The sequence below is a fragment of the Actinomycetospora succinea genome (assembly GCF_004363095.1).
Classification (GTDB): Bacteria; Actinomycetota; Actinomycetes; order Mycobacteriales; family Pseudonocardiaceae; genus Actinomycetospora; species Actinomycetospora succinea.
Window position 1 is genome coordinate 82,097 of sequence record NZ_SNYO01000008.1, and the last position, 25,966, is coordinate 108,062.

The 25,966-nt window shown below is 73.8% G+C and carries 22 protein-coding genes; 6 read left to right on the forward strand and 16 right to left on the reverse strand.

Translation table 11 applies throughout. From position 1 onward, the window contains the following. Window positions 1-8: 8 nt before the first annotated feature. The 4 genes from EV188_RS23265 to EV188_RS23280 all read right to left on the reverse strand — a co-directional run bounded on the left by EV188_RS23265 (window position 9) and on the right by EV188_RS23280 (window position 5,328). A complete protein-coding gene (locus EV188_RS23265) occupies window positions 9-1,250 on the reverse strand; it encodes a multidrug effflux MFS transporter (RefSeq protein WP_133828701.1) in 1,242 nt (413 codons plus the stop codon). Continuing rightward, complete coding sequence (locus tag EV188_RS23270; protein ID WP_133828702.1) at window positions 1,217-2,458, reverse strand: esterase/lipase family protein; 1,242 nt, start codon at window positions 2,456-2,458, stop codon at window positions 1,217-1,219. The genes EV188_RS23265 and EV188_RS23270 overlap by 34 nt, the downstream gene beginning before the upstream one ends. Window positions 2,459-2,495: 37 nt before the next feature. Beyond that, window positions 2,496-4,307 carry a proteasome ATPase gene (gene arc / locus EV188_RS23275; protein WP_208114352.1) on the reverse strand — a complete coding sequence of 604 codons (1,812 nt, stop codon included), beginning with the start codon at window positions 4,305-4,307 and terminating at the stop codon, window positions 2,496-2,498. Window positions 4,308-4,464: 157 nt separating this feature from the next. Next, a complete protein-coding gene (locus EV188_RS23280) occupies window positions 4,465-5,328 on the reverse strand; it encodes a tRNA (adenine-N1)-methyltransferase (RefSeq protein ID WP_243741938.1) in 864 nt (287 codons plus the stop codon). Window positions 5,329-5,395: 67 nt separating this feature from the next. Between EV188_RS23280 and EV188_RS23285 the strand changes: the two genes are divergently transcribed. Further along, window positions 5,396-6,268, forward strand: coding sequence for a RecB family exonuclease (locus EV188_RS23285; protein WP_133828704.1), 873 nt, complete (start codon window positions 5,396-5,398; stop codon window positions 6,266-6,268). A 110-nt stretch (window positions 6,269-6,378) separates the two neighbouring features. Here the strand turns inward: EV188_RS23285 and EV188_RS23290 are convergent, their stop codons facing one another. Next, the gene (locus EV188_RS23290; protein WP_133828705.1) at window positions 6,379-7,410 is read right to left on the reverse strand and encodes a hypothetical protein; all 1,032 of its coding nucleotides are present in this window, start codon (window positions 7,408-7,410) and stop codon (window positions 6,379-6,381) included. A gap of 65 nt (window positions 7,411-7,475) precedes the next feature. On the opposite strand from EV188_RS23290, the gene EV188_RS23295 reads away from it, so the two are divergent. Next, entirely contained in the window at window positions 7,476-8,285 is an 810-nt protein-coding gene (locus EV188_RS23295; protein WP_133828706.1) for a thioesterase family protein, read from the forward strand. A gap of 19 nt (window positions 8,286-8,304) precedes the next feature. On the opposite strand, the gene hisG is transcribed toward EV188_RS23295, so the two are convergent. From hisG to metH, 4 genes are all read right to left on the reverse strand, one after another. Next, a complete protein-coding gene (hisG, locus tag EV188_RS23300; protein ID WP_133828707.1) occupies window positions 8,305-9,198 on the reverse strand; it encodes an ATP phosphoribosyltransferase in 894 nt (297 codons plus the stop codon). Between the two features lie 34 nt (window positions 9,199-9,232). After that, window positions 9,233-9,496 (reverse strand): phosphoribosyl-ATP diphosphatase, encoded by a 264-nt coding sequence (locus EV188_RS23305; protein ID WP_133828708.1) that lies wholly within the window; start codon window positions 9,494-9,496, stop codon window positions 9,233-9,235. A gap of 202 nt (window positions 9,497-9,698) precedes the next feature. After that, entirely contained in the window at window positions 9,699-10,409 is a 711-nt protein-coding gene (locus EV188_RS23310) for an HAD family hydrolase (protein ID WP_133828709.1), read from the reverse strand. Next, the gene (gene metH / locus EV188_RS23315) at window positions 10,402-13,947 is read right to left on the reverse strand and encodes a methionine synthase (protein ID WP_133828710.1); all 3,546 of its coding nucleotides are present in this window, start codon (window positions 13,945-13,947) and stop codon (window positions 10,402-10,404) included. The genes EV188_RS23310 and metH overlap by 8 nt, the downstream gene beginning before the upstream one ends. A 218-nt stretch (window positions 13,948-14,165) precedes the next feature. Between metH and EV188_RS23320 the strand changes: the two genes are divergently transcribed. Then, the gene (locus EV188_RS23320) at window positions 14,166-15,020 is read left to right on the forward strand and encodes a PAC2 family protein (RefSeq protein WP_133828848.1); all 855 of its coding nucleotides are present in this window, start codon (window positions 14,166-14,168) and stop codon (window positions 15,018-15,020) included. After that, window positions 15,017-16,144, forward strand: coding sequence for an MFS transporter (locus EV188_RS23325; protein ID WP_133828711.1), 1,128 nt, complete (start codon window positions 15,017-15,019; stop codon window positions 16,142-16,144). Before EV188_RS23320 ends, EV188_RS23325 begins: the two co-directional genes overlap by 4 nt. On the opposite strand, the gene EV188_RS23330 is transcribed toward EV188_RS23325, so the two are convergent. From EV188_RS23330 to EV188_RS23355, 6 genes are all read right to left on the reverse strand, one after another. Beyond that, on the reverse strand, window positions 16,128-17,309 hold the full coding sequence (locus EV188_RS23330; protein ID WP_208114353.1) for an MFS transporter: 1,182 nt from the start codon (window positions 17,307-17,309) through the stop codon (window positions 16,128-16,130). The two genes, EV188_RS23325 and EV188_RS23330, sit on opposite strands and share 17 nt — an antisense overlap. Window positions 17,310-17,335: 26 nt before the next feature. Continuing rightward, window positions 17,336-18,772: a type VII secretion protein EccB gene (eccB, locus tag EV188_RS23335; protein WP_279536766.1), complete on the reverse strand. Its 1,437-nt coding sequence runs from the start codon at window positions 18,770-18,772 to the stop codon at window positions 17,336-17,338. 78 nt (window positions 18,773-18,850) lie between these two features. After that, entirely contained in the window at window positions 18,851-19,207 is a 357-nt protein-coding gene (locus EV188_RS23340; RefSeq protein WP_133828714.1) for a DUF2237 family protein, read from the reverse strand. A 24-nt stretch (window positions 19,208-19,231) separates the two neighbouring features. Continuing rightward, window positions 19,232-20,482 (reverse strand): cysteine--1-D-myo-inosityl 2-amino-2-deoxy-alpha-D-glucopyranoside ligase, encoded by a 1,251-nt coding sequence (gene mshC, locus EV188_RS23345; RefSeq protein ID WP_133828715.1) that lies wholly within the window; start codon window positions 20,480-20,482, stop codon window positions 19,232-19,234. Window positions 20,483-20,776: 294 nt separating this feature from the next. After that, window positions 20,777-22,759 carry a vWA domain-containing protein gene (locus tag EV188_RS23350; RefSeq protein WP_133828716.1) on the reverse strand — a complete coding sequence of 661 codons (1,983 nt, stop codon included), beginning with the start codon at window positions 22,757-22,759 and terminating at the stop codon, window positions 20,777-20,779. Continuing rightward, a complete protein-coding gene (locus EV188_RS23355; protein WP_133828717.1) occupies window positions 22,749-24,194 on the reverse strand; it encodes an ATP-binding protein in 1,446 nt (481 codons plus the stop codon). Before EV188_RS23355 ends, EV188_RS23350 begins: the two co-directional genes overlap by 11 nt. Before the next feature lie 229 nt (window positions 24,195-24,423). On the opposite strand from EV188_RS23355, the gene EV188_RS23360 reads away from it, so the two are divergent. After that, complete coding sequence (locus EV188_RS23360; protein ID WP_133828718.1) at window positions 24,424-24,675, forward strand: hypothetical protein; 252 nt, start codon at window positions 24,424-24,426, stop codon at window positions 24,673-24,675. Beyond that, window positions 24,672-25,328: a class F sortase gene (locus EV188_RS23365; RefSeq protein ID WP_243741939.1), complete on the forward strand. Its 657-nt coding sequence runs from the start codon at window positions 24,672-24,674 to the stop codon at window positions 25,326-25,328. Before EV188_RS23360 ends, EV188_RS23365 begins: the two co-directional genes overlap by 4 nt. Here EV188_RS23365 and EV188_RS23370 read toward each other — a convergent pair. Continuing rightward, complete coding sequence (locus tag EV188_RS23370; RefSeq protein ID WP_133828719.1) at window positions 25,312-25,920, reverse strand: TetR/AcrR family transcriptional regulator; 609 nt, start codon at window positions 25,918-25,920, stop codon at window positions 25,312-25,314. The genes EV188_RS23365 and EV188_RS23370 overlap by 17 nt on opposite strands. Between the last annotated feature and the right edge of the window lie 46 nt (window positions 25,921-25,966).

A 25,966-nucleotide genomic window follows, 5' to 3' on the forward strand; every position in this document is an offset into this window, starting at 1 on the left:
CCCCGACCCTAATTGTGCTGGGCGCCCTCGGCCCTCTCCGGGAGGGCGCCTCGCCAGAGAATGCCGAACACCACGGCCCCCAGGAGAACCGCGCCGGCCATGGTGGCGGCCATCGGCACCGCCGAGCGGCTCCCGGCGAGCCCCACCAGCGGGGCCGTGCCCGCGCCGACGAGGAACTGCGAGGTCCCGAGCAGCGCCGACGCGCTCCCGGCGTGCTCGGGGTGGTCGGCGAGGGCCAGCGTCGTCGCGCAGGGCAGCACGAAGCCGACGCCGATGACCGTCAGCACCAGCCCGGCCAGCAGGCCGGCGAGCCCCGCGTCGAGCAGGGTCGAGACCAGCAGCCCGCCGGTGCCGACCAGCGCGACGCCGAGCCCGGTCACCAGCAGGCGCTCCGGGCGCACCCGCCCCGAGCCCGCGAGACGCCCCGCGACCTGCACCGACGTCACGATCGCCACCGAGTTCGCCGCGAACACCCCGGAGAACGCCTGCGGCGAGAGGCCGTAGAGGTCCTGCAGCACGAACGTCGATCCGGAGATGTAGGCGAACATCGCCGAGAACACGAGCCCGGCGGCGAGCACGCACGCGACGACCCGCCGGTCGCCGAGCAGCACCCGGAACGACGCGAGCGTCGCCGCCGCACTGCCCGCCCGCCGGCGGGACCGGGGCAGCGACTCGCGCACCAGCCCGAGCACGGCGAGCCCGGTGAGCGCCCCGTACACCGCGAGCACGACGAACACCCCGCGCCAGCTCGTGACCCGCAGCAGCTGCCCGCCGAGCACCGGCGCGACGATCGGGGCGACGCCCGAGACCAGCATGAGCGTCGCGAAGGCCCGCGCGGACGTCGTCGCGTCGCTCGTGTCGCGGACGACGGCCCGCGCGACGACGATCCCGACCGCGCCGAGCAGCCCCTGGGCCAGGCGCAGGGCGATGAGCACCTCGACGCTCGGCGCCACCGCGCAGAGCACCGACGCGACCGCGAACCCCGCCGCGCCGATCAGCATCGGGCGCCGCCGGCCCAGGACGTCCGACAGCGGCCCGGCGACGAGCTGGCCGAGCGCGAGGCCGACGAGGCACGACGTCAGCGAGAGCTGGGCGACCGACGGCGTGGTGGCGAGGTCCGCGGTGAGCGTCGGCAGCGCGGGCAGGTAGGTGTCGAGCGAGAGCGGGGCGGCGGCGGTCAGCGCGCCCAGCACCACCAGCCGTGCGCGGTGCCCCGTTACGGGGTCGGCTCGTCCTCCGTCGTCAGCCATCGCAACAGATGGTCGTGCACGTCCGGGTCGTTCAGCAGGTGGAAGTGGTGTGACGACGTCAACGGTTCGACGTCGGCGACGGCGCCGCCCGCCGAGTCGACGGGGACCAGGAGGTCGCCCAGGGCGTTGGCCAGCGGGTGGTCCGGCGAGCTCGTGACGCACGCCGCGACCGCGTGGTGCGAGGCGTGGGCGAGCAGCGGGACCTCGGTGTCGGACACCCCGGCCACCAGGTCGCGGATGCCGGCCGAGCGGCGGTCGAGGAACTCGCCCCACGTCCGGGCGTTCGACCACCGCGAGAGCTGCGAGGCCAGCTGGTCGACCCGGTGCGCCAGCGGCGCCCCGCGGTGCGGCGAGCCGAGGTAGACCATCCGCCGCACCGCGCCGACCCAGGGCTGCCCGGTCTGCACCGCGTGGTGGCACGCGTGGCGCAGCACCAGCCCGCCCATGGAGTGCCCCACGAGGTCCAGGCGGCGCACCTGCTCGGGCCAGCGGGCGAACAGGTCGGTGAGCAGCAGCGAGAGCGCGGTGCCGTTGTCCGCGACGCGCTGGCCGCTGTTGTAGCGCAGGAGCAGCGGGGTCGCGCCGGTCGCCGACGCCACGCGCTCCGCGTAGCCCTCCCCCGCGCTGGCCTCGCCGTAGAGGCGCCAGGCGTGCTCGGTCTCGCCCAGACCGTGGACGAACAGCACGAGGCGGCCCAGGTCGCGCTCGGGGTGGTCGGCGACGACGGCGCGCAGGGCCGCCGGGTCGCCGGGCAGCTCGTCGTGCTGCTCGTCGCCGTCGGGGCCGATCGTCGACGTGTAGAGCGTCATCGGGACGGCGAGGTCGTTGTCGAGGGCGACCATGTGGTCGCCGACGAGCCCGTTGACCGCGCCGGTGAGCACGGCGCCGGCCGGCGTGCCCGTGATCGGCCGCCAGTCGCCGGGGCGGGCGAACGCGGCCGCCGCCCCGACCCCCCGCCCGGCGAGCTGCGAGATGCCGCGCACGGCCGCGTAGACACCGGTGGTGATGCCGTCGTGCACCACCTGCACCGGCTTCGACGCGGGGCCGAGCCCGACCCTGCGCAGGGCGCCGAACACGGTGCCGGCGATCGCCTCGTGGGTGCCCTGGACCGGGCGGGAGACGATGTCGACGGCCTCCGACGCGACACCGGCCGCCCCGCGGACCTCGTTGCGGTCCTGGCGGGACGGCCGGTGTGGCTGGTCGTTCATGCCTTACACGGTACCTGGCGTCACAGGTACCGACCGGTCACAGGTACTGGCCGGTGTTCGACGCGGTGTCGATCTCCTTGCCCTGCGTCGTGCCCTTGCCGGTGACGAGCGTGCGGATGTAGACGATCCGCTCGCCCTTCTTGCCGGAGATCCGGGCCCAGTCGTCCGGGTTGGTCGTGTTCGGCAGGTCCTCGGACTCGGCGAACTCGTCGACCACCGCGTCCAGCAGGTGCTGGACCCGCAGGCCCGGCTGCGAGCTCTCCAGCTGGGACTTGATGGCCGACTTCTTCGCCCGCCCGACGATATTCTCGATGACCGCGCCGGAGTTGAAGTCCTTGAAGTACAGGACCTCCTTGTCCCCGTTCGCGTACGTGACCTCGAGGAACCGGTTGTCGTCGGTCTCGGCGTACATCCGCTCGACGACCCGCTCGATCATGCCGTCGAGGCACGCCGCGCGGTTGCCGCCGAACTCGGAGATGTCCTCCTCGTGCAGCGGCAGCCCGTCGATCAGGTACTTCGAGAAGATGTCCTGCGCCGCCTCGGCGTCCGGACGCTCGATCTTGATCTTCACGTCGAGCCGGCCCGGCCGCAGGATCGCGGGGTCGATCATGTCCTCGCGGTTGGAGGCGCCGATGACGATGACGTTCTCCAGGCCCTCGACACCGTCGATCTCGCTGAGGAGCTGGGGGACGATCGTCGTCTCGACGTCGCTCGAGACACCGGACCCGCGCGTCCTGAAGATCGAGTCCATCTCGTCGAAGAACACGATCACCGGCGTGCCCTCGGACGCCTTCTCGCGCGCCCGCTGGAAGATCATCCGGATGTGCCGCTCGGTCTCGCCGACGAACTTGTTGAGCAGCTCCGGGCCCTTGATGTTGAGGAAGTGCGCCTTGACGTCGCGGCTGTCCTCGCCGCGGGTCTCGGCGACCTTCTTCGCCAGGGAGTTGGCGACGGCCTTCGCGATGAGCGTCTTGCCGCAGCCGGGCGGGCCGTAGAGCAGCACGCCCTTGGGCGGGCGCAGCTGGTAGGTCCGGAACAGGTCCGCGTGCAGGAACGGCAGCTCCACCGCGTCGCGGATGGAGTCGATCTGCCGGGTGAGCCCGCCGATGTCGGTGTACGCGACGTCGGGGACCTCCTCGAGGACGAGCTCCTCGACCTCGGCCTTCGGCACCTTCTCGTAGGCGTAGCCGACGCGGGTGTCGACCATCAGCGAGTCGCCCGGCTTGAGCTCCGGGGCGTCGCCGAGCAGCAGCGAGTCGGCCAGGTGGATCACCCGCTCCTCGTCGGCGTTGCCGATGATGAGCGCGCGGTTGCGCGTGCCGTCCTCGTCGGTGAGGACCTCGCGGAGGGCGACCACCTCGCCGATCCGCTCGTAGGTCCCGGCCTCGACGACCGTGAGCGCCTCGTTGAGCCGCAGGGTCTGGCCGCGGGTCAGCTCGGCGACCTCGACCGCCGGCGACACGGCGACCCGCATCCGGCGTCCGGAGGTGAACACGTCGACCGTGGAGTCCTCGAACGCCTCGAGGAACACGCCGTAGCTCGACGGCGGCTGCGCGAGCCGGTCGACCTCTTCGCGGAGCGCGACGAGCTGCGCCCGCGCCTCCTTGAGGGTCTCCGTGAGCTTGTCGTTCCGCTCGCTGAGCTGCGAGACGCGCTGCTGTGCCTCGCCGAGACGCTGTTCGAGGATGCGTGCGTGCCGAGGGGATTCGGTCAACTTGCGACGCAACAGCGCGACCTCGTCCTCGAGGAAGCGCACCTGTGCTGCCATGTCCGCCGAGCCACGATCATGTCGTTCGCCGCGGTCCCGGCCCTGGTCGGATCGGCCCCTGGGGTCGTCGTCATTCGTCACGGCGCCCTCCTCCGCTACTCCGTAGCGCAAACCGTACCCGCGAATCGAGGTGTCCGTGGAGTAGCGTCCCGGTGACGGACTTCTCACGCAGACCCCTTGCGCGGGGTCACCGAGGGTGATTCCGCCAGCACCGGAAAGCCTCGGTGCTCACGCTCGGTCAGCCCCGGCTCGGTCGGCGCTGGACGCGGGGCGGCGTGACGCCGTCGGCGAGGCGCCGGGCGGTCAGCAGGAACGCGGTGTGGGCGATCATGCGGTGCTCCGGACGGACCGCGAGACCCACCGCGTGCCACGGCCGCACCATCGACTCCCAGACCTGCGGCTCGGTCCAGCACGCCTGCTCGCGCAGCGCCTCGGTGAGCGTCGAGAGCTGCGTCGTCGTCGCCACGTAGCCGACGAGCACGCCGCCCGGGACCAGCGTGTCGCGCACGACGGGCAGCACCTCCCACGGCGCGAGCATGTCGAGCACGATCCGGTCCGCGGTCTCCCCGGTGTCGTGGTCCGCCAGGTCGCCGACGCGCAGGTCCCAGTTCTCCGGACGCTCACCGTAGAAGCGCTCGACGTTCGTGACGGCGTGCTCGGCGTGGTCGGCGCGGATCTCGTAGGAGCGCACGTGGCCCGTGGGGCCGACCGCGCGCAGCAGGCTGCACGTCAGCGCGCCCGACCCGGCGCCGGCCTCCAGCACCCGCGCGCCCGGGAACACGTCGCCCCACATGACGATCTGCGCGGCGTCCTTCGGGTAGATCACCTGCGCGCCGCGCGGCATCGCCAGCACGTAGTCGGGCAGCAGCGGCCGCAGCGCGAGGTACGGGGTGTTGGCCGCGGAGAGCACGACGCTGCCCTCGGGGGCGCCGATGAGCTTGTCGTGGTCGATCGCCCCGCGGTGCGTGTGGTAGCTCTGCCCGCGCTCGAGCACCAGGCTGAAGTGCCGTCCCTTGGGGTCGGTGAGCTGCACCCGGTCGCCGGGGCGGAACGGACCGCTGCGGACGGGCCCGCGCTCCTCGTCGAGTTGCTCGCTCTGCACGACGGGCCACCCTAGGGACCGGTGTGGAGGACAGGTGCTGTCGGGGCGCTGCCCTAGCCTCGGCGTCATGAGCAGCGAGGGGTCGGTGACCACCGAGGTCACCACGCCGGACGAGGCCCCGCGCCCGCCGGCGCTCTCGCCGTCGCGGGCGAGCGACTTCCGGCGCTGCGCGCTGCTCTACCGCTTCCGCGCGGTCGACCGCCTGCCCGAGACGCCGTCGCCCGGTGCACTGCGGGGCACGGTGGTGCACGCGGTGCTCGAGCGCCTGCACGCCCTCGAGCCCGCGGCCCGGCGCCCCGACGCGGCGCGGGCGCTCGCGCAGGACGTCCTCGACGAGCTGGGCCCCGACGAACGTGCCGTCCTCGGCGGGGAGCCGGGGGTAGACGAGCTGCTCGCCCGCTACTTCGCGCTCGAGGACCCGCGCACCGTGGTGTCCGAGGCCCGCGAGCTGCGCGTCGAGGCGGTGCTGGAGGGCCCGGGCGACGACGACGGCACGCCCCTGCGCGGCTACCTCGACCGCCTCGACACGGATCCGGCCGGGCTGACCGTCGTCGACTACAAGAGCGGGCGCTCCCCCTCGCTGCGCGCCGAGGGGCCGATGATGTTCGGCGTCCGCTTCTACGCGCTGCTGCTCGCCCGCAGCCGCGGGGTGGTCCCGACGCTGCGCCTGCTGCACCTCGCCGACACCACCACGCTGACGCTGCGCCCCCGCGCCGACGAGCTCGAGCGCTTCGCCGGCGTCCTGCGGGCGGTGTGGGCGGCGATCCGCCGCGCGGCCCCGACCGGCGACTTCCGCCCGAACCCCGGCCCCGGCTGCGCCTTCTGCGCGTTCAAGCCGCTGTGCCCGGCGTGGGACGGGACGCCGCCGCCGTACCCCGGCTGGCCGGGCGACGCCGTGGCGCCACCACTCCCCCGCCCGCGGGCCGGCGATACCGGGTGAGGGTGCTCGCCACAACGATCTCTCGAGAGTGCGCTCAGGGCACTGCCCTCACGGCTCTCCCGGGAGATCGATCGGGAGAGCGACGAGCGGCCGGTGTCCTCCCGCCCGCCTCAGCAGCCCTCCGGCGCGCCGCCCGTGCCGTCGGCGAACGGCAGCGCGCAGGCCACGCGGCGCGGCGAGCCGAGCGGTCCGCCGCCGGGGGTGTCGGGGCCGTTGTTGGTCACCACGGCCAGCGACGTGACCAGGCGCAGCATCTGCGGCGAGTCGATGTTCGGCAGCTCCGCCTCGGCGCCCGCCTGGGCGTTGATGGCGTTGGTGCCCTCGCCGCCGGTCTCGTCGACGACGTAGGCGCCGTAGTCGCGCAGCGCCTCGGCGATCTTGCGGGTGTCCTTCTCGGTGATCCAGCTGAGGTCCGTGTCCGGCGCGATGGCGAGCAGCGTGCCCATGTTGACGTTCGGGTCCGAGCCCCGGTACTGGTCGCGCCAGGCCGCGTCGGCCTTGAAGGCGGGCCACCGGAAGCCGTCGCGGGCCGTGCTGCAGCTCTGCTGGCAGTTGAGATTGATCTTCAGGGCGTGGCGGAGCGGCTCGGGCCCGGTCATCTCGCCGACGCGGATGGTGCCGCCGATCCCCGAGAGGTTCGACCCACCGTGGCACCCGAGCCTGCCGTCGCCGCGCAGCGAGACCGAGGGGTAGGTGTAGTTCCACCTCGGCGTGCCCCCGGGGTCGAGCTTGAGGGGCTGGCCGGCGAGGACCGTCTCGTCGTCCGGGGTCTCGGCGAGGAACGTCGAGCAGTTGTTGTACGACCCGTCCGCGGACAGGCGGGGGTCGACGTGCACGCGCCGGGTGCCGTTGTCCGACTCGAGGTCGCGGACCGGGGTGGCGGGGTCGACGGTGATGTTCTCGATGTCGAGATAGACGTCCTGCGCGCGCGTGTTGAACGGCGAGTACTCCGCCGAGCCCGCCAGCGGCAGGTTCCAGATGGAGTCCCAGGCGAAGGGGAGAGCGCGCAGGTCGCGTGTCGGCCCTCGATAGGGTTCCGGCCCCGTGGCGATCGGGGCCCGCGTCGCGACCACCACGCCCGCGACGGCGACCGCCGCGATCAGGACCGCCAGCAGGACCCGCAGTCTCGATCCCCCCGTCATCGGCACCGACCCTAGCCGTCACCACCTCGACCGCTCGGCCTACCCCGCTGCGCCACAGGAGAGGCATGACCACGACCGTCACCGAGCCGTTCTTCCGTCTCCTCCCGGCGGCGGAGGACGGCGCCGACGTCGAGCGGGTCTTCGCGACCGGCTCGACCGCCGGCCCCTGGTTCCCCGACGCCCAGCACATGGGCCCGCCGAGCGCGCTGCTGGTGCGCGCGCTCGAGCGGTGCGCGCCGCGCGAGGAGATGCTGCTCTCGCGGGTCACGGTCGAGGTGCTGGGCCGGGTGCCGATGGGTGAGCTCACCGTCCGCGCGTGGGTCGAGCGGGCCGGGCGCACGATCGAGCTGGTGGTCGCGGAGCTCGCCGCGGCGGGCCGGGCGGTGGCGCGGGCGACGGGCTGGCGCCTCGCCGTCACCGACACGTCCGCCGCGGCCACCGATCCCGGACCGGCGATGCCGGGTCCCGAGGAGGGCCGCGTCATCCCGACCCCGGGTGGTTGGCTGCCGGGCTACCTCGACGCGGTCGACTGGCGGTGGCTCGTCGGGCACCTCGGCGAGTCCGGGCCCGGGCGGGCGTGGGGACGCCTGCGCGTGCCGGTCGTCGAGGGCGAGGAGCCGACGCCGTGGCAGTGCCTCGCGGCGGTCGCCGACTCCACCAACGGCGCCGCGGCCCGCCTCGACCTCAACGACTGGCTCTTCGTCAACACCGACCTGACCCTGCACCTGCACCGCGCCCCGCGCGGACCGTGGGTCGGGCTCGACGCCGACAGCGTCATCGGGCCCGACGGGCTGGGCACGGCGTTCGCAGTGCTGCACGACGAGCACGGCCCGGTGGGCCGGGCCGCCCAGGCCCTGACCGTGCGGCCCCGCTGAGACGAGTGCCGACCGGACCTCAGTGCCCGTTCGGCGACCCGATCGCCCGGCAGGACTGCAGCGACGAGGTGACGATGCCCGTGGCGCCCAGCTCGGCGAGCTCGTCCATGATGTCGTTGACCCGCTTGCGCTCGACCATCGAGCGGACCGCGACGAACTTCTCGTTCGACAGCGGCGCCACCGTCGGGGACTCGATGCCCGGCGTCAGCTCGACGGCGCGCTCGAGCAGCCCGACCGGGCAGTCGTAGTCGAGCATCACGTAGCGGCGGGCGTAGACGACGCCGCGCAGGCGCTCGACGAAGCGGGACTTCTCGCGCTGGGTGTCCGCGCTGTCCGGCGCTTGGTCGAACTTGGCGTTGCGGTCGATGATGACGGCCTGCGACTCGGTGATCGGATCCCCTATGGTCACCAGCCCGTGCTGGGCCAGGGTCCGCCCGGAGCTCACGACGTCCGCGATCGCGTCGGCCACGCCGAGCTCGATCGAGATCTCGACGGCGCCGTCGAGGCGGATGACGTCCTTCGCCGCGATCCGCTGCTGCGCGAGGTTAGCCCGCACGAGCCGGGGGTACGACGTCGCGATCCGCTTGCCCGCCAGGTCCTGGACGCTCCACTCGTTGCGCAGGGGCGCGGCGTAGCGGAACTTCGACTGCCCGAAGCCGAGCTGGAGCAGCTGGTTCACCGAGGCGCTGGACTCCTCGGTGAGGTCGTGCCCGGTGATCCCGAGGTGCAGCTGGCCCTCGGAGACGTAGGTCGCGATGTCCTTCGGGCGCAGGTAGAAGAACGTGACCGCGTTGGCCTCGTCGTTGAGGCTCAGGTCGCGGCTGTCCGCCCGTTGCCGGTAGCCGGCGTCGCGCAGCATCTGCGACGCCTCCTCGGCCAGGGATCCCTTGTTGGGAACGGCGACGCGGAGCATGGGTCCTTCTCCTCCCGACACGCGCGGGTGTCGACTACAGGTGCTTGTAGACCTCGGTGAGGGTGAGCCCGCGACCGAGCATGATGACCTGGACGCGGTAGAGCAGCTGGGAGATCTCTTCGGCCAGCTTGTCGTCGGTCTCGTACTCGGCCGCGATCCACACCTCGCCGGCCTCCTCGAGCACCTTCTTGCCCTGGGCGTGGACCCCGGCATCCAGAGCTGCCACGGTCCCCGACCCCTCGGGTCGGTCCCGGGCTTTGACGGTCAGCTCGTCGAAGAGCTCGTCGAACGTCTTCACGTCGAGCCATCGTCGCACGGAGCCGGTTTCGGTCGCACACCACGGGATGACCCCACTGTCCCCGGTCGCCCCGCCCGGCCCCGTCCTGGTGCGCCCTCCGGGCTCCCGGACGCGCCGAACGGACGGTCGGGCGGGAGGACACGCCCACGTGCGGGTCCCGTGTCCCCCGTTCCGACGTCGCCACCACCTCGACACCGCGCGCTCAGTGCACGTCGGCCCGCGTCCGGTGGTCGCGCGCTACGCCGGGAGCGTCCGCGAGCACCGCGCGGAGGTCGTCGACGGTCAGCCCGACGAGGCTCTCGCGCAGCACACGGCGCTCCCCCGGCGGCACGGCGACCTCGGCCGGCACCACGAGCACGGTCGCGCCGGCGGCGACGGCCGAGCGGGTGCCGGTCGGCGAGTCCTCGACCGCCACGCACGCCGTGGCGTCGACGCCGAGCAGCTCGGCGGCCCGCAGGTACGGCGCCGGGTCGGGCTTGGTCGCCGACACCTCGTCCCCGCACACGGTGACGTCGAAGAACCCGCGCCCGATGGTGTCGAGGGCGACGTCGGTCAGCTCGCGGTAGGTGCTGGTGACGAGCGCGGTCGCGAGCCCCGACGCCCGGACCGCCGCCAGGGCCTCCCGCGCGCCGGGGCGCCACGGGAGGTCGTGGGCGAACAGGACCTTGGTGCGCTCGAGCAGCCAGCGCCCGTCGGCGAGCACGCCGTCCTCGTCGCCGGGGTCGAGGCCGACCTCGGCGCGCACCGTCGACACCGAGCGCCGCAGCGACGAGCCCACGAGGTCCTCGCGGGTCGCCGCGGACAGCGCGCCGCCGAGGTGGGCGGCGAGGTCGGCCAGGGACACGTCCCAGAGCCGCTCGGAGTCGACCAGCGTGCCGTCCATGTCCCACAGGACGGCCGCGAGGCTAGGCATTGAAGTACTTGGCCTCCGGGTGGTGCACGACGAGGGCGTCCGTGGACTGCTCGGGGTGCAGCTGGTCCTCGTCGGAGAGCTCGACGCCGATGCGGCTCGGGTCGAGCAGGTCCACGATCTTCGCGCGGTCCTCGACGTCCGGGCACGCGCCGTAGCCCAGCGAGAACCGGGCGCCGCGGTAGCCGAGCTTGAAGTACTCGTGGACGTCCGCGGGGTCCTGGTCGGCCATCGTGGAGCCGTCGGCGAACGTCAGCTCCTCGCGGACGCGCCGGTGCCAGTACTCGGCCAGCGCCTCGGTGAGCTGCACGCCGAGGCCGTGGACCTCGAGGTAGTCGCGGTAGGAGTTCTCCGCGAACAGCTTGTTGGCGAAGTCCGCGATGGGCTGGCCCATCGTCACGAGGTTCATCGGCATGACGTCGACGCCGCCGAGCTCGCGGGCCTCGTCGCGCGTGCGGAAGAAGTCCGCGAGGCACAGGCGGCGGTCGCGCTTCTGGCGCGGGAACGCGAAGCGGTGCAGCTCGTTCGCGTCCGGCTTGGCCTCGTCGAGGACGACGACCTCCTGGCCCTCGGAGATCACCGGGAAGTACCCGGTGACGAGCGCCGCGTGGCTGGTGATGCCCTCGGACTGCAGCCGGTCGAGCCAGTAGCGCAGGCGCGGGCGGCCCTCGGTCTCGACGAGCTCGTCGTACGACGGGCCCTCGTCGCCCTTCTGGCCGCGCAGGCCCCACTGCCCGAAGAACGTGGCGCGCTCGTCGAGCAGCGCCGCGAAGTCCTGCAGGCGCAGACCGCGCACGACGCGGGTGCCCCAGAACGGCGGCGTCGGGACCTCGATGCGCCGCGCGACGTCGGAGATCGCGGTCGGGTCGAACGCCGGGTTCTCCTCGCCCGCCTCGGCCTCGCGCTTGGCCTTGATGCGCTCGGAGCGCTCGCGGCGCTCCTTGCGCTCGGCCATCTTCTCCTTCTCCTCGTCCGACGGGCCCTCGCCCGTCATGACCGAGTCCATGAGCTTGAGGCCCTCGAAGGCGTCCTTCGCGTACCGGACGTCGCCCTGGTAGATCTCGCCGAGGTCGTTCTCGACGTAGGAGCGGGTGAGCGCCGCGCCGCCGAGGAGCACCGGGTACTGCTCGGCGACCCCGCGGTCGTTCATCTCCTGCAGGTTGTCCTTCATGACCACGGTGGACTTCACCAGCAGCCCGGACATGCCAATCGCGTCGACCTTGTTCTCGTCCGCGGCCTCGAGGATGGCGTTGATCGGCTGCTTGATGCCGATGTTGACCACGTCGTAGCCGTTGTTGGACAGGATGATGTCGACGAGGTTCTTGCCGATGTCGTGGACGTCGCCCTTGACCGTCGCCAGCAGGATCTTGCCCTTGCCGGAGTTGTCGGTCGCCTCCATGTGCGGCTCGAGGTGGGCCACGGCGGCCTTCATGACCTCGGCGCTCGCCAGCACGAACGGCAGCTGCATCTTGCCGGCGCCGAAGAGGTCGCCGACGACCTTCATGCCACCGAGCAGGTCGGTGTTGATGATCTCGAGCGGGTCCTTCTCCTGCATGCCGGCGTCGAGGTCCTCCTCGAGGCCGTTGCGGTCGCCGTCGATGATCCGCTGCGCGAGGCGCTCGAAGAGCGGCATCGCGGCGAGCTTCTCGGCGCGCTCGTCCTTGGCCGACTGCGCCGACACGCCCTCGAAGAGGTTCATGAAGTGCTGCAGCGGGTCGTGCTTCTCGCGGCGGTCGTAGACGAGGTCGAGCGCGGCCTCGCGCTGCTCCTCGTCGATCTGCGAGAACGGCAGGATCTTGCTGGCGTTGAGGATCGCGGTGTCGAGGCCGGCCTCGGTGCACTCGTTGAGGAACACCGAGTTCAGCACCTGGCGCGCGGCCGGGTTGAGGCCGAAGGAGATGTTCGACAGCCCCAGCGTGGTCTGGACCTGCGGGTAGCGCTCCTTGAGCTGCTTGATCGCGTTGATCGTCTCGATGCCGTCCTTGCGGACCTCCTCCTGGCCGGTGGAGATCGGGAAGGTCAGGCAGTCGATGATGATGTCCTCGACCCGCATGCCCCAGTTCTCGGTGAGGTCCTCGATGAGGCGGAACGCCACGCGGGTCTTCCACTCCGCGGTGCGGGCCTGGCCCTCCTCGTCGATGCAGAGTCCGACGACGGCGGCGCCGTGCTCGTGCACGAGCTTCATGATCCTCGTGAACCGCGAGTCCGGCCCGTCGCCGTCCTCGTAGTTCACCGAGTTGATCGCCGAGCGCCCGCCCAGCTGCTCCAGCCCGGCCTCGAGCACCTCGGGCTCGGTGGAGTCGAGCACCACCGGCAGCGTCGAGGCCGTCGAGACGTCGTGGGCGAGGCGGTCCATGTCGGCGACGCCGTCGCGGCCGACGTAGTCGATGCAGAGGTCCATCCAGTGCGCGCCCTCGCGGGTCTGCGCCTTGGCGATCTCCACGCACTTCTCGTAGTCGTCCTCGACCATCGACTCGCGGAACGCCTTCGAGCCGTTGGCGTTCGAGCGCTCGCCGATCATCAGCAGACCGGTCTCCTGCCGGAACGGCACGGAGTGGTACATCGACGAGATGCCGGGCTCGGGCTGCGGGTCGCGCTCGGTGGGCGTGAGGTCGCGGCACTTCTCGGCCAGCGCCCTGATGTGGTCGTTGGTGGTGCCGCAGCAGCCGCCGACGAGCTGCAGGCCGTAGTCGGTGATGAACGAGGCGCAGTAGTCCGCCAGCTCGTCGGGCTGCAGCGGGTACTCGGGGCCGTTCGGGCCGAGCTCGGGCAGGCCGGCGTTGGGCATGACGCTGACCGGGATGCGGCTCTGGCGGCTCAGGGCCCGCAGGTGCTCGCTCATCTCGGCCGGGCCGGTGGCGCAGTTGAGGCCGATCGCGTCGATGCCCAGCGGCTCGAGCGCGGTGAGCGCGGCGGTGATCTCGGAGCCGACCAGCATCGTTCCGGTGAGCTCGACGGTGACGTGGCAGACCACCGGGATGCGCTTGCCGTACTGCTCCATCGCGCGGAAGGCGCCGAGGATGGCGGCCTTCGACTGGAGCAGGTCCTGACAGGTCTCGACGAGGATCGCGTCGGCGCCGCCCTCGAGCTGGCCGAGCACCGACTCGATGTAGGCGTCGCGCAGCTTCGCGAACGGCGCGTGACCCAGCGTCGGCAGCTTGGTGCCGGGGCCGTTGGAGCCGAACACAAAGCGCGGGCGGTCCGCGGTGGAGAACTCGTCGGCGGCCTGGCGCGCGATCTTGGTGCCCTCGAGGGAGAGCTCGCGGATGCGGTCGGCGATGTCGTACTCGTTGAGGTTCGGCCAGTTCGTGCCGAAGGTGTTGCTGGTGACGATGTCGGCGCCGGCGTCGAGATGACCCTGGTGGACCGCGAGCACCGCGTCGGGGCGCGAGACGTTGAGGATCTCGTTGCAGCCCTCGAGCTGTTCGAAATCGTCGAGCGAGAGGTCCTGGTCCTGCAGTGCTGTTCCCATGGCACCATCGCCGATGAGGACCCGGGAGTGCAGAGCGGACAGGAATGCAGACTCACTCGAAGTAGTCATCACACGATCGTAACGTGATCGAGGAGCAGTGCCAGGCGCACTGCGAGCCTCGTCACGAGACGTAGGCTGTCCGGGTGTCCGTGCCCGACGACCGCCCCGACGAGCCCGTCCCCGCCCCGGAAGACTCCCCGGACCCCAGCTCGGAAGACCTCTCCGACGACTTCTCGGACGACCTCGAGGACCCCCCTGCGGCCCGCGTGGATCCCACCGCGCCGGTGATGCTCGCGGCGTTCGAGGGCTGGAACGACGCCGGGGACGCGGCCAGCACCGCGGTCGAGCACCTCGCCCTGCACTGGGACGCCACCGAGCTCTCCGCGATCGACCCCGACGAGTACTACGACTTCCAGGTCTCGCGCCCCACGATGCGCCTGGTCGACGGGGTCAGCCGGGCCATCGACTGGCCGACCACCCGCCTCACCCGCTGCCGCCCGCCCGGGTCCGCGCAGGACCTCGTGCTCGTGCGCGGGATCGAGCCGAACATGCGCTGGCGCGCGTTCTGCGCCGAGATCATCGAGTACGCCCAGGAGCTCGGCGTCGGCACGGTGATCACACTCGGTGCCCTGCTCGCCGACACGCCGCACACCCGCCCGGTGCCGGTCACCGGCACGTCGTTCGACAAGGCGTCGGCGGCCCGGTACCGCCTGCAGCGCTCGCGCTACCAGGGCCCCACCGGGATCGTCGGGGTGCTCCAGGACGCGTGCGTGCAGGCCGGCATCCCCGCCATCTCGTTCTGGGCCGCGGTGCCGCACTACGTCTCCCAGCCGCCCGCGCCGAAGGCCACGATCGCCCTGCTGCAGCGCGTCGAGGAGGTCCTCGACGTCGAGGTGCCGCTCGGCGGGCTGCCCGAGCAGGCCGAGAAGTGGGAGCGCACGGTCTCGGAGATGGCCGACGAGGACGACGAGGTGCGCGAGTACGTCAAGGCCCTCGAGGAGGCCGGCGACGCCGAGACCGACCTCGAGGAGGCCTCCGGCGAGGAGATCGCCGCCGACTTCGAGCGCTACCTGCGCCGGCGCGGGCCCGGCGGCACCGCGGGTGGCCCGCCCGGGCCCGGCAAGGGTCCCTGGGAGCGGTGACCGGGGCGCCTCCACGCCCGCTCGTCGACCGCCTGCGCGTCGGGGCCCTCTATGCGGGCGGCTTCCTCGGGCCGTTCGGCGGCGGCATCACCGCGTCGATGCTGCCCGAGCTCGGCGCCGACCTCGGGCTCTCGCCGTCGGCGGCGTCCGCGTCGCTGACGGCCTACCTGCTGCCGTTCGCGCTGCTCATGCTCGTGTCCGGGACGCTCGGGCAGCGCTGGGGCGCGCGGCGCACCGTGCGGGTGGCCTACGTGGCCTACGTGGTGTTCTCGCTGCTCGGGGCCGTCGCCGGCTCGGGGTGGCTCTTCCTCGCCGCGCGGGCGCTGCAGGGCGCGGCGAACGCGTTCACGACGCCGCTGCTGCTCGCCTCGCTGGCCGCGGCCACCCCGCGCGAGCGCCTCGGCCGCTCGCTCGGCGTGATGGGCTCGCTGCAGGCGGCCGGGATGACGTTCGCGCCGCTGGTGGGCGGGCTCGCCGCGAGCGTCGACTGGCGCCTCGCGTTCGTGGGCGTCGCCGTCGTCGCCGCGGTGCTCGCCGTCGCCGGACTGCCCGCGGACCCGCCGGGCGACCCCGGCTCCGGCCGGCCGCGCCTGCGCGACGCCTGGCGGCCGGCGGTGCTGCGGCTCGCGCTGGTCGCCGGGCTCGCGTGGGGCGCGCTCGGCGGGCTCTCGTTCCTCGTCGCGCTGCGCGTCGAGGACGCGTTCACCCTCGGCGCGGCGCTGCGGGGCGCGCTGCTCACCGGCTTCGGGGTCTGCGGGCTGCTCACCGCGCGCCTCATCGGCTCCGGCGTGGACCGCTTCGGGCCGGGCGTGACGATCCGCCTCGGCGCGGTCGCGGGCGCGCTGCTCGTGGCCGCGGTCGGGGTGCTGCCGTCCGCGATCGCCGTGGCCACGGTCTGGGCGCTGGCCGGCGCGGCCGCGCAGCTCGTGCTCGTCGGCGTCAACACGCTCGTGCTGCGCGGGACCGCGGCGGGCGGCGTCTCGGTCGTGCAGGCCGGGCGGTTCCTCGGGGCCTCGGCCGCGCCGGCGGTGTTCCTCGCGCCCTACCACCTCTCCCCCGTCGCCGGCTTCGGTCTCGCGGGCGTCGTGCTGCTCGCCGCGGGACTGCTCAGTCCCCGCCGCTGAGGCGCCGGGCGGCCGGGAGCGCGAGGGCCGCGGCGGCCAGCGCCGAGACGACCGCGAGCCCGGCGAGCGGGCCGGTGAGGCTGCCGTCCCCGGCGAGGGCGGAGAGCAGGTAGGGCACGCCGAAGCCGAGGTAGGCGCAGGCGTAGAAGGTGCCGGTGAGCGCGCCGCGCTCGCTGGGCAGCGCCAGCCGGGCGACCATCGCGAGCCCCGACGCCAGGCACAGGCCGTAGCCCGCGCCGAGCAGCAGCGCCACGCCGAGCAGCAGCGGCCACGCCTCGAGGACGAGCGAGAGCAGCGCGAGCCCGAGTCCCGCGGCGCCGAGCGCCAGCCCCGTCGGTCCCGCCCGCGTGGCCCCGAGGCGGCGCTCGAGCGGCGGGACCAGGGCGCCCGTCGAGAGCGTCACGCCGGCGACGATCCCGGCGACCGCCACGGCGACGCCGGGCATCTGCGGGGTGAGCAGCAGCGGCAGCACGGTCGCCGCGGTCGAGGGGAAGGCGAACACCCCGAGGGCGATCGGCACCACGACGAGCACGAACGCCTGCCGCGCGACGCTGGGCACGCCGAGGTTGACGATCCGCCCGCCGGTGCGGCGCCGCTCCGGGCCGAGGGTCTCGGGGACCCCGGGGAGCAGGGCCACCGCGCCGATCATGAGGGCGACGTGCACGAGGTAGGGCAGCACGGTCGGCAGCACCACCCACTGCCCCATCAGCCCGGCGACCAGCGGGCCGGCCGCCCAGCCGATCGCCAGCGCGATCGTGGTCAGGCGCGCCGAGCGTCCCGGCTCGCCGATGAGCTCGCCCAGCCACGCGGTGCCGACGCTGAACACCACCCCGGACACCGCGCCCTGCAGGAACCGCCCGACGAAGAGCACGAGCACCGAGGAACCGGCCGCCAGGAAGAGCACGGACACGAGCCCGGCGAGCACCACGAACGGCAGCACGACCGGCCGCCGCCCGAACCGGTCCGAGGCCGGGCCGGAGAGCAGGAGCGCGGGGATGAGGCCGGCGGCGTAGACCCCGAACGCGGCCGTCAGCGTCGTCGGCGCGAGGCCGAGGGTCTCGCGGTAGACCAGGAGCAGCGGTGTCGGGACGTTGGTGCCGAAGGCGACGACGAGCACGACGGTCCACAGCGCGCGTACCGGTCCCACCTTCGCGCCGCGTCGCACACCGGCACCCTGCCGCATGCGCGGGCTCAGCGGGCGGTCTGCGCCGCGAGGGGGTCGAGGGCGGGCCCGCGCGGCAGGAGGTCCAGCACCGCGCGGGGAGCCGGGCGCGGGACGCCGAGGCCGAGCGCCGACGCCGCCGCCGGGTCCGGCACGGGATAGACGCGCCCGCCGGGGTCGACGAGCACGGGTGGCTCCCCGACCGGGACGACATAGGCGCCGCCGCCCGCGACCCAGGCGCCGTCGAGGGGCGGGCCGACGAGCGGGGTCGGCGCGGCGGGACCGGGCAGGGCGGGCCCGGCGAAGACCGCGGCCGTCCCCGCGCGCTCGGGGCCGCCCGCGTCGGGGCGCACGCACACCGTGGTGGCCGCGTCGTAGGTGACCGGGCGGGGGAACGTCGCCGGATAGGCCCGGACGTCGACGACCGCTACCCGCGGGGCGTCGGCGAGGCGTCCGGCCGGGACGGCGGCGATGCCGGGGTCGGCGGCCGGGTCGGGATTGGCGAACCGCGCGAGCTGGGCGACCACCGCGGGCACCTCCTGCACCCCGTCGGCGGCCACGAGGAAGAAGCGCGCGCCGTCGGGGCTGACCACGTCACCGGTCCTGACGCCGAGTGCGGCGGTCCGGGGCTCGGTCGGCGTGGCGCCGGAGCCGGGCACCGTCACCGGTTCCAGTGGGGGGCCCTGGGGCAGCGTGCCGAGCAGGGCGGGGCTGGCGGCCCGGGCACGCGCACCGGTGAGCTCGAGGCCCCGGACGACGGCGCCGGCCTGCGGGGTGATGAGCGCGCGCCGCCCGTCGGTGACCAGCCAGAACGCGCCGTCGGGTCCCCGCAGGAGCAGGGCCTCGTCCGGCGCGAGCGGGCGTCCCGGCGACGGCACGCCGCCGAGCGCGACGGTGGTCAGCGCCGGGTCGGCGGCCGGGTCGGGCACCGAGGGGTCGAGGGTCACGCGGTCGCAGACGGCCCAGGCGTCGGCGACCGGCGCGGCCGGGTCGGGCAGCACCGAGGGCGCGCCGGGGATGCCGGCGGGCGCGGTGCGCGGTGCCTGGGCGAGGAGGTCGTCACGGACCGGGACGGGCGGGCCCAGGGGATCCGTGTTGCCGGCCGCCGCCGCGAGCAGGCGTGCCGAGGTCAGGTTGAGCGCGGGGACGAGGCGGTCGGGGCCGTGGGCGACGGCGTAGAGCGCGCCGGAGGGCTCGCCGCGCACCACCGCTTCGTCGCGCCACCCCTCGTCGCCCCGGATCAGCCCGACGACGGCGAACCCGACGAGCGCGAGCACCCCGAGCACGGCGCCGACGAGCAGTGCCCGGTTCTGGCGGCGCCCGGGGTCGTACCGTGGCGTCGGGTCGCGGCCCACCAGCGCGGACTCCAGGCGACGCACCGCGAACCGGTGCGCCTGGACCTGGGTCGCGGTGGGCGGTGGGAGACGCAGCGAAGCGGAGCTCGACCCGTCGGGATCAGACGGCACAGCGCGATGCCTACCGCATGTGAGTGTTCTGGGTCGCCAGAACGACCCAAAACACTCACGTGCGCGCAGCGCATCGGCTCACTCCGGCGCCCGGTGCGCCGCCAGGTCGGCGAGGTCGACCCACTCGAGCGTGCGGGCGTGCGTCGCCTCGAGGACGACGGGCGGGGCGACGCCGGCGTCGAGGGCCTCCTTCCACCGGCTCGCGCACAGGCACCAGCGGTCGCCGGGCTCGAGACCCGGGAACTGCGGCGCCGGGCGGGTGAGGTCGTTGCCGCGGGACGCGCTGAAGCTCAGGAACTCCGCGGTGACGCGGGCGCACACGGTGTGCACGCCCGCGTCGTCGGGACCGGTCTCGCAGCACCCGTCGCGGTAGAAGCCGGTGACGGGGTCGTGACTGCAGTCGGCGAGATCGCCGCCGAGGACGTTGCGGGCCATGGCATCCACGTACCCGCGTACGGCCTATCGCAGCGGCACACCGAGCAGGGCGTCGACGGCGTCGGCCACGCGGGCGGGGCCGTCCGGGGTCCAGCTCTCGGCAGTGCGGCGGAAGAGCACCTCGTCGGCCCACGCGTCCAGGGCGGCCAGGGCGCCGGGGGTGTCGAGGTCGTCGGCGAGGTGGGTGCGCACCCGGGCGACGGTGTCCTCGGGGTCCGGGCCGGTCGGGGACGCGGCGGCCTCGCGCCAGCGGTGCAGGCGCGCCTGGCCGGCGGTGAGGAGCTCCGCGGTCCAGGACCGGTCGGTGCGCCAGTGCCCGGACAGGAGCGCAAGGCGCACGGCCATCGGGTCGACGCGGTCGGCGCGCAGCCGGGAGACGAAGACGAGGTTGCCCTTCGACTTCGACATCTTCTCGCCGTCGAGGCCGATCATCCCGGCGTGGCAGTAGTGCCGGGCCAGCGGGTGCGCGCCGGTGAGCGCCTCGGCGTGGGCGGAGCCGAACTCGTGGTGCGGGAAGGCGAGGTCGGACCCGCCGCCCTGCAGGTCGTACTGGTCGCCGAGGCGGTTGAGCGCGATCGCGGCGCACTCGACGTGCCAGCCCGGGCGGCCCTCGCCGAGGTCGGAGGACCAGTGCGGCTCGCCCTCGCGGGCCATGCGCCACAGCAGGGCGTCGAGCGGGTGGCGCTTGCCGGCGCGGTCGGGGTCGCCGCCGCGCTGGGGGAAGACCTCGAGCATGCGCGCCTCGGAGTAGCGCGAGACGTAGCCGAAGTCCCGGGTGGCGGTGTGGTCGTGGTAGACGTCGGGGAACTGCTCGTCGTCGGCGCGGTAGGCCGCGCCGCTGGCCAGGAGCTTGCCGACCAGCTCGCTGATCTCGTCGACGGCCTCGACGGCGCCGATGAACTCGCGCGGCGGGAGGATCCGCAGCGCCGTCATGTCCTCGCGGAACAGCGCGGTCTCGCGCATCCCCAGGACCACCCAGTCGTCCTTGTCCCGCTCGGCCCGCTCGAGCAGCGGGTCGTCGATGTCGGTGACGTTCTGGACGTAGTGGACGTCGTGGCCCGCGTCGAGCCAGAGGCGGTTGATCAGGTCGAACGCCAGGTAGGTGGCGGCGTGCCCGAGGTGGGTGGCGTCGTAGGGCGTGATCCCGCAGACGTACATCCGCGCCGTCGGACCGGGCGCGGTCGGCCGCACGCTGTCGCTCGCGGTGTCGTGCAGGCGCAGCGGGGGCGGGCTTCCGGGGACCCGCGGGATGTCGACCGATGACCAGGCTCGCATGGTCACGAGCCTAAGCCCGCCGCGGCGAAGAGTCCGGCGCTCGTGGCGAACCGCTCGTGCCCCGGGCACGAACGACCGTGTGGAACCCCGGCCGGGTCGAGTCAGCAGGGCCGTCGTGGGCGAGCACGTCGCCCCTGCACGGGATGACGGACCCGGCCGGGGTGGCCGGGAGCCGCGGGGGGGATCGGCTCCAGCCACGGTCGAGCGTACGCGGTGTCGCCCCCTGTGGTCGTGACGCCCGGTTGCGGGCGATTCGTTCACCCGGTCAGGGTGTTCGACCTTCGTCCGGGCAGCTCAGCGTCGTCGTCGGCTCGCGAGGTAGTCGCTCACCACAGCGGCTCCGAGCCCATCGAGGTCGGGGTTCACCACCCGTCCGCCGGCCCGCCGGGCGACGAGATCCACGAACGCCTCCAGCCGCGGGTCCTCCCCCAGCATGAAGACGGTCAGCGCCGCGTTCAGCCGCGCCAGCGCGTCGACCTCGCCGAGCGTCGCCCGCAGCGTCTCCGGGCTCGGCGGGTAGTCGAACAGCGCGTGCCCGTCGGGCTCGAGGTGCGCGGTCGGCTCGCCGTCGGTGACGACGAGGACGACCGGCGCCGCGTCGGCGTTCCTGCGCAGGTGCCGCCCGGCCAGCAGGAGCGCGTGGTGCAGGTTCGTGCCCTGCTCCCAGGCGCCTTCCAGCGCGGTCAGCTCGCCGAGCTCGACCTCCTTGGCGTGGCGCCCGAAGGTGATGAGCTGCAAGTCGTCGCCCCGGAAGCGCGTCGACACCAGGTGGTGCAGCGCCAGCGCGGTGCGCTTCATCGGCACCCACCGCCCGTCGGCGACCATCGACCACGACGTGTCGACGCACAGTGCCACCGCGGCGCGCGTGCGCTGCTCGGTCTCGACGATCTCCACGTCGGTGACGTCGAGCGCCCGTGGGTCCCCGGAGGCGTGCCGCATCTCCGCGTTGAGCAGCGTCCGCGGGACGTCCCACTGCTCCGTGTCGCCGAACGACCAGGGCCGCGTGGCACCGGTGGCTTCCCCCGCGGCCCCGGAGCGCTGTGTCTCCCGCTCGCCACGCCGCGTCGACAGCGACCCGACGACGTCGCGCAACGACGACTGCCCGAGCTGGCGCAGCGCCTTGGGCGAGAGCATCAACGAGCCGTCCGCCGCGCGCTGGAACACCCCCTGCCGCTCGAGCTCACGCTGCAGCTCCGCCAGGCGCTGCGCGTCGACGCGGGCCTGCTCGCCGAGCGTCGCCTCGAGCGCCTCGAGGTCGATGTCCTCCATGCGCGCGCCCGGGTAGGACTGCGAGAGCTGCTCGGCGAGGGCGTCCATCTGCCCGAGCTGCTCCATCGCCCGGGTCGCCTCGCCCATGCCGAGCGGGTCCTCGCCGCGGAAGCGACCGCGCCCCTGCCAGTCCTCGCCCGGGCGCAGGCCCTGCAGCTGCTGGTCGAGCCGGCCGAGCTGCTCGGCGAGCCGCGGGTCGCCGAAGGCCTGCTGCATGAGGCCCTCGAGCTCCGCGCGCTGCTCGGCGGACAGCGAGTTCATCATCCGCTGCGCGGCCGCCGAGCGTTCCGCGAGCAGGTCGATCAGCTCGTCGGTGTTCTGGGGGTTCTCGGGGAAGTACTGGCCGTGCTTGTCCATGAACTCGTGGAACTGCTGCGCGGTATCCTCGCCGCGTCCGTGGGCCTCGAGCAGGTCGTTGAGGTCGGAGATCATCTCCCGGACGGCGTCGACGTCCTCCGGGGTGGCGTTCTCCATCGCCTGCTTCATGCCCTGGAAGCGCTGGTCGAGCGCCTCCCGGCCGAGCAGGTCGCGGATCTGCTCGTAGGCCTGGCGCGCCTCGGCGTTGCGCCAGTCGTAGTCCTCGAGCTCGCGCACCGCGCCCGCCGGCGACGGGGGCAGCGCGTCGAGCTGCATCTCGCGGAACCGGGCGTCGTCGGAGTCCTCGGCCTGCAGCGAGTTGCGCTCGGCCTCGAGCGCCTGCTCGAGCAGCTCGCGGACCTCCTGGAGCGTGCCGTCAAGACGGTGCTCGCGCTGGAGCCTGCTGCGCTGCTCGTTGAGCCGGCGCATGAGGTCGTCGAGACCCCGCTGCTCCCCCATCCCGCGGCGCATCAGCTCCTGCATCGCCCGCCGCGGGGAGGTGCCCTCCATGACGTCGCGGCCCAGCTCGTCCATCGCCTCGCGCAGGTCGAACGGCGGGGCGAGCGGATCGGGGCCGTCGTAGTACCGGCCGTAGGAGTAGCGCCCGCTGGCCGGGCCCTGCCCCTCGGGCTCGGTGGGGTCAGCCGCCATAGGCCACCGTCCCGTCCTCGGCGTCGTCGTCCTTCGCGAGCTTGCGGGTGAGGTAGAGGTGCTCGAGGGCGAGCTCGACCGCGCTGGCCAGGGGCCCGGGGGCCTCCGTGCCTGCGGCGCCGAGACGCTCGGCCACCGTGTAGACGACCGAGATCGACGGCAGCGCGTCGACCACCTGGCGGGCCGCGACGCGGTCGCCGGTGACGACCCGGCGCGAGCCCTCGAGCGCGGACACCCCGTCGGCCAGCGGGGACAGGTCGACCCCGGCGAGCCGCGCGCGGGCGGTCTCCGAGATCGAGCGGCGCAGCAGGTGGGTGAGGAGCTCGGCCTCGCGACCCTCCTCCCCCGACTCGAACTCGAGCTTGCCGCGCAGCACCGGCGGCACCGACTCGAGGTCGACGGGGCGGGCCACCGGGGTGTCCTCGCCGGTGACCGCGGCGCGGCGCAGCGCGGCGGCCGCGACGGTCTCGGCGGCGGCGATCGTGAAGCGGGCGGACACGCCGCTGCGCTGGTCGACCGCGCTGGACTGCCGCAGGTGGCGGGTGAAGCGCGCGAGGACCTCGACGAGGTGGTCGGGCACGTCGGCGACGAGCTGCGCCTCCTGGCGGACCAGGGCGATCTCGCCGGTGACCTCGAGCGGGTAGTGGGTGCGGACCTCGGCCCCGAAGCGGTCCTTGAGCGGGGTGATGATCCGCCCGCGGTTGGTGTAGTCCTCGGGGTTCGCGCTGGCCACGAGCATGATGTCCAGCGGCAGGCGCAGCGTGTAGCCGCGCACCTGGATGTCGCGCTCCTCCATGACGTTGAGCAGCGCGACCTGGATGCGCTCGGCGAGGTCGGGCAGCTCGTTGATCGTCACGATGCCGCGGTGCGCGCGCGGCACAAGCCCGTAGTGGATGGTCTCGGGGTCGCCGAGGCTGCGGCCCTCGGCCACCTTGACCGGGTCGACGTCGCCGATGAGGTCGGCGACGCTGGTGTCGGGCGTGGCGAGCTTCTCGGCGTAGCGCTCGTCGCGGTGCCGCCAGGTGATCGGCAGGTCGTCGCCCAGCTCGGCGACGCGGCGTCGGCTCGCCGGGATGATCGGCTCGGCCGGGTGCTCGCCCAGCTCGGAGCCCTCGATGACGGGCGTCCACTCGTCGAGCAGGTTCACGAGGCTGCGCAGCAGCCGGGTCTTGCCCTGGCCGCGCTCGCCGAGCAGCACCACGTCGTGCCCGGCCAGGACCGCGCGCTCGAACTGGGGCAGCACGGTGCGGTCGAACCCGACGATCCCCGGCCAGGGGTCCGCGCCGGCGCGCAGACGGGACAGCAGGTTGTCACGCAGCTCGGTCCGCACGCTGCGGGCCGTCGCCGCCGGGTGGCCGCTGCGGGCCAGCTCGCCGGCGGTGGTGGGGAGAGCTGAAGGAACAGTGGGAACGGAGGGAGCAGCAGAAGAGCTCACCTCTCCACGCTACGTCGCGGGACGTGATCCGGCTCCCCGCTTCTGCCGGCGGAGAACAGCTCGGGGTCGTACCCGTGCCCGCTGCGCCCGATCCGTCGCCTCCGCCGGAATCCCCCGAAGGTGTCGGCCGACGCGCCGTCACGCTGCGTGTGGTCCGAACACTCACAGGAGTTGACTGCGCTCGTTCCTCCCGCGCGGGGCGGGAGGGCGTGAGTGATCGGTGGAGATCATGGCGCGTTCGGGTCGCTACGGGGTCGTGGCCGCGGTGTCGGCGCTCCTCCTGCTCGGGACGGCGGGGCCTGCCCTCGCCCTCCCGGCCGTCGAGGGCGCACTGGCCGTGCCGGCCGGAGACGGGTCGACCGTCGACGACGGCGAGCCGGGGTTCTCCGTGTCCTCCTCGGTGCTCTGGTGGTCCGGGGGCGGCCTGGGTGTGGCGCTCGCCGGCCTGGTCGCGGCCCGGCAGCCGACGACGCGGCGGTGAACCGGCACCGCCGTGAGGAGACGGCGATCCTCGACCCGTCCGTCCTCGCCCGCGTGCTGGCCGTCGGCGCGTTCGTCCTCAGCGCGGTGTGCGCGGCGATGGGCGTGGCGACCGCGACGTCCGACGGCGCCGGGGCGACCGCCGACCCGTGCCCGCCGGTCACGGCTCCCTGGCGCGCCGACCCCGCCCCGATGACCGCCTCCGACCCGGTGGCGATCACCGTCGACCGCATCGACGCCTGCTCCTCGCTGGTGCCCGTCGGCGTCGACGACCGCCGGCGCATCGAGGTGCCGTCGGTGCACACCCCGGAGCAGGCCGGCTGGTACCGCCACGGCCCCACGCCCGGCGAGCGCGGCCCGGCCGTGGTGGTCGGGCACGTCGACGGCGACGGCCGGCGGGGCGTGTTCGCCGACCTCGCCGACGCCACCGCGGGCGACCGGATCACCATCACCCGGCGCGACGGGTCCCACGCCGTCTTCACCGTCACCGGCACCGTGCAGGTCTCGAGGAACTGGTTCCCGACCCGCGACGTCTACGGCGACACCGCGGGCGCCGAGCTGCGGCTGATCACGGCGGGCGGCGCGCTCGACCCGACCGGGCGCTCCCGCGAGGACAACGTGATCGTCTACGCCACGCTCACGGGACGGGGCTGACCAGCTTCATCAGGGTGTCGGCGAGCTCGTCGAAGGCCCGGTCCTGCTCGTCGACGGGGAGGTCGGCGCACCACAGCGGCGCCTGGCTCATCGCCGCGTGCATGGCCTGCAGGGTGCTCGCGGTGGCGACGACCGCGAACTCCCCGCTCTCCAGCCCCTCGACGAGCACCGCGCGGAACACCTGGTCGTGGCGCCGGCGCATCTCGGTGATCCGGGCGCGCAGGGCGTCGGGCCAGGTCCGGGGCACGAGGAACAGGCGCAGCGCGGCGGGGTACTCGCGCACGGCGATCGCGACGTGGGCGCGGATCAGCGTCCGCAGCCGCTGGGCCGCGCTCCCCTCCGCGGTCGCGGCCAGCTCCTCGAGGCGCGCGGTCCAGTCGGTGCCCAGCGTCTCGATGGCCGCCGTGGCGAGCTGCTCCTTGCCCGCGAAGTAGTAGTAGAGCGACCCCTTGGTGACGTCGAGCCGCTCGGCGACGTCCTCGAGGTTGACCGCGTCGTAGCCGCGCTCGCCGAACAGCTCGGCGGCGACCGCGAGGATCTGCTCGACCCGCCGTCCCCGTTTGCGCTCCACCCGGTTCACGGGGCCGAGCATGCGGTCTCCTGACCTCTGAGTCAAATTTCGACTCCCTCTGTTGACT

Coding starts and splice junctions, on each gene's coding strand:
- metH (WP_133828710.1), bottom strand. CDS start 13,947: ATGACTACTTCGAGTGAGTCTGCATTCCTGTCCGCTCTGCACTCCCGG.
- EV188_RS23295 (WP_133828706.1), top strand. CDS start 7,476: ATGACCACGACCGTCACCGAGCCGTTCTTCCGTCTCCTCCCGGCGGCG.
- EV188_RS23360 (WP_133828718.1), top strand. CDS start 24,424: ATGGCGCGTTCGGGTCGCTACGGGGTCGTGGCCGCGGTGTCGGCGCTC.
- EV188_RS23265 (WP_133828701.1), bottom strand. CDS start 1,250: ATGGCTGACGACGGAGGACGAGCCGACCCCGTAACGGGGCACCGCGCA.
- EV188_RS23310 (WP_133828709.1), bottom strand. CDS start 10,409: ATGCCTAGCCTCGCGGCCGTCCTGTGGGACATGGACGGCACGCTGGTC.
- EV188_RS23340 (WP_133828714.1), bottom strand. CDS start 19,207: ATGGCCCGCAACGTCCTCGGCGGCGATCTCGCCGACTGCAGTCACGAC.
- EV188_RS23285 (WP_133828704.1), top strand. CDS start 5,396: ATGAGCAGCGAGGGGTCGGTGACCACCGAGGTCACCACGCCGGACGAG.
- EV188_RS23370 (WP_133828719.1), bottom strand. CDS start 25,920: ATGCTCGGCCCCGTGAACCGGGTGGAGCGCAAACGGGGACGGCGGGTC.
- EV188_RS23270 (WP_133828702.1), bottom strand. CDS start 2,458: ATGAACGACCAGCCACACCGGCCGTCCCGCCAGGACCGCAACGAGGTC.
- EV188_RS23320 (WP_133828848.1), top strand. CDS start 14,166: ATGCTCGCGGCGTTCGAGGGCTGGAACGACGCCGGGGACGCGGCCAGC.
- mshC (WP_133828715.1), bottom strand. CDS start 20,482: ATGCGAGCCTGGTCATCGGTCGACATCCCGCGGGTCCCCGGAAGCCCG.
- EV188_RS23290 (WP_133828705.1), bottom strand. CDS start 7,410: ATGACGGGGGGATCGAGACTGCGGGTCCTGCTGGCGGTCCTGATCGCG.
- EV188_RS23350 (WP_133828716.1), bottom strand. CDS start 22,759: ATGGCGGCTGACCCCACCGAGCCCGAGGGGCAGGGCCCGGCCAGCGGG.
- hisG (WP_133828707.1), bottom strand. CDS start 9,198: ATGCTCCGCGTCGCCGTTCCCAACAAGGGATCCCTGGCCGAGGAGGCG.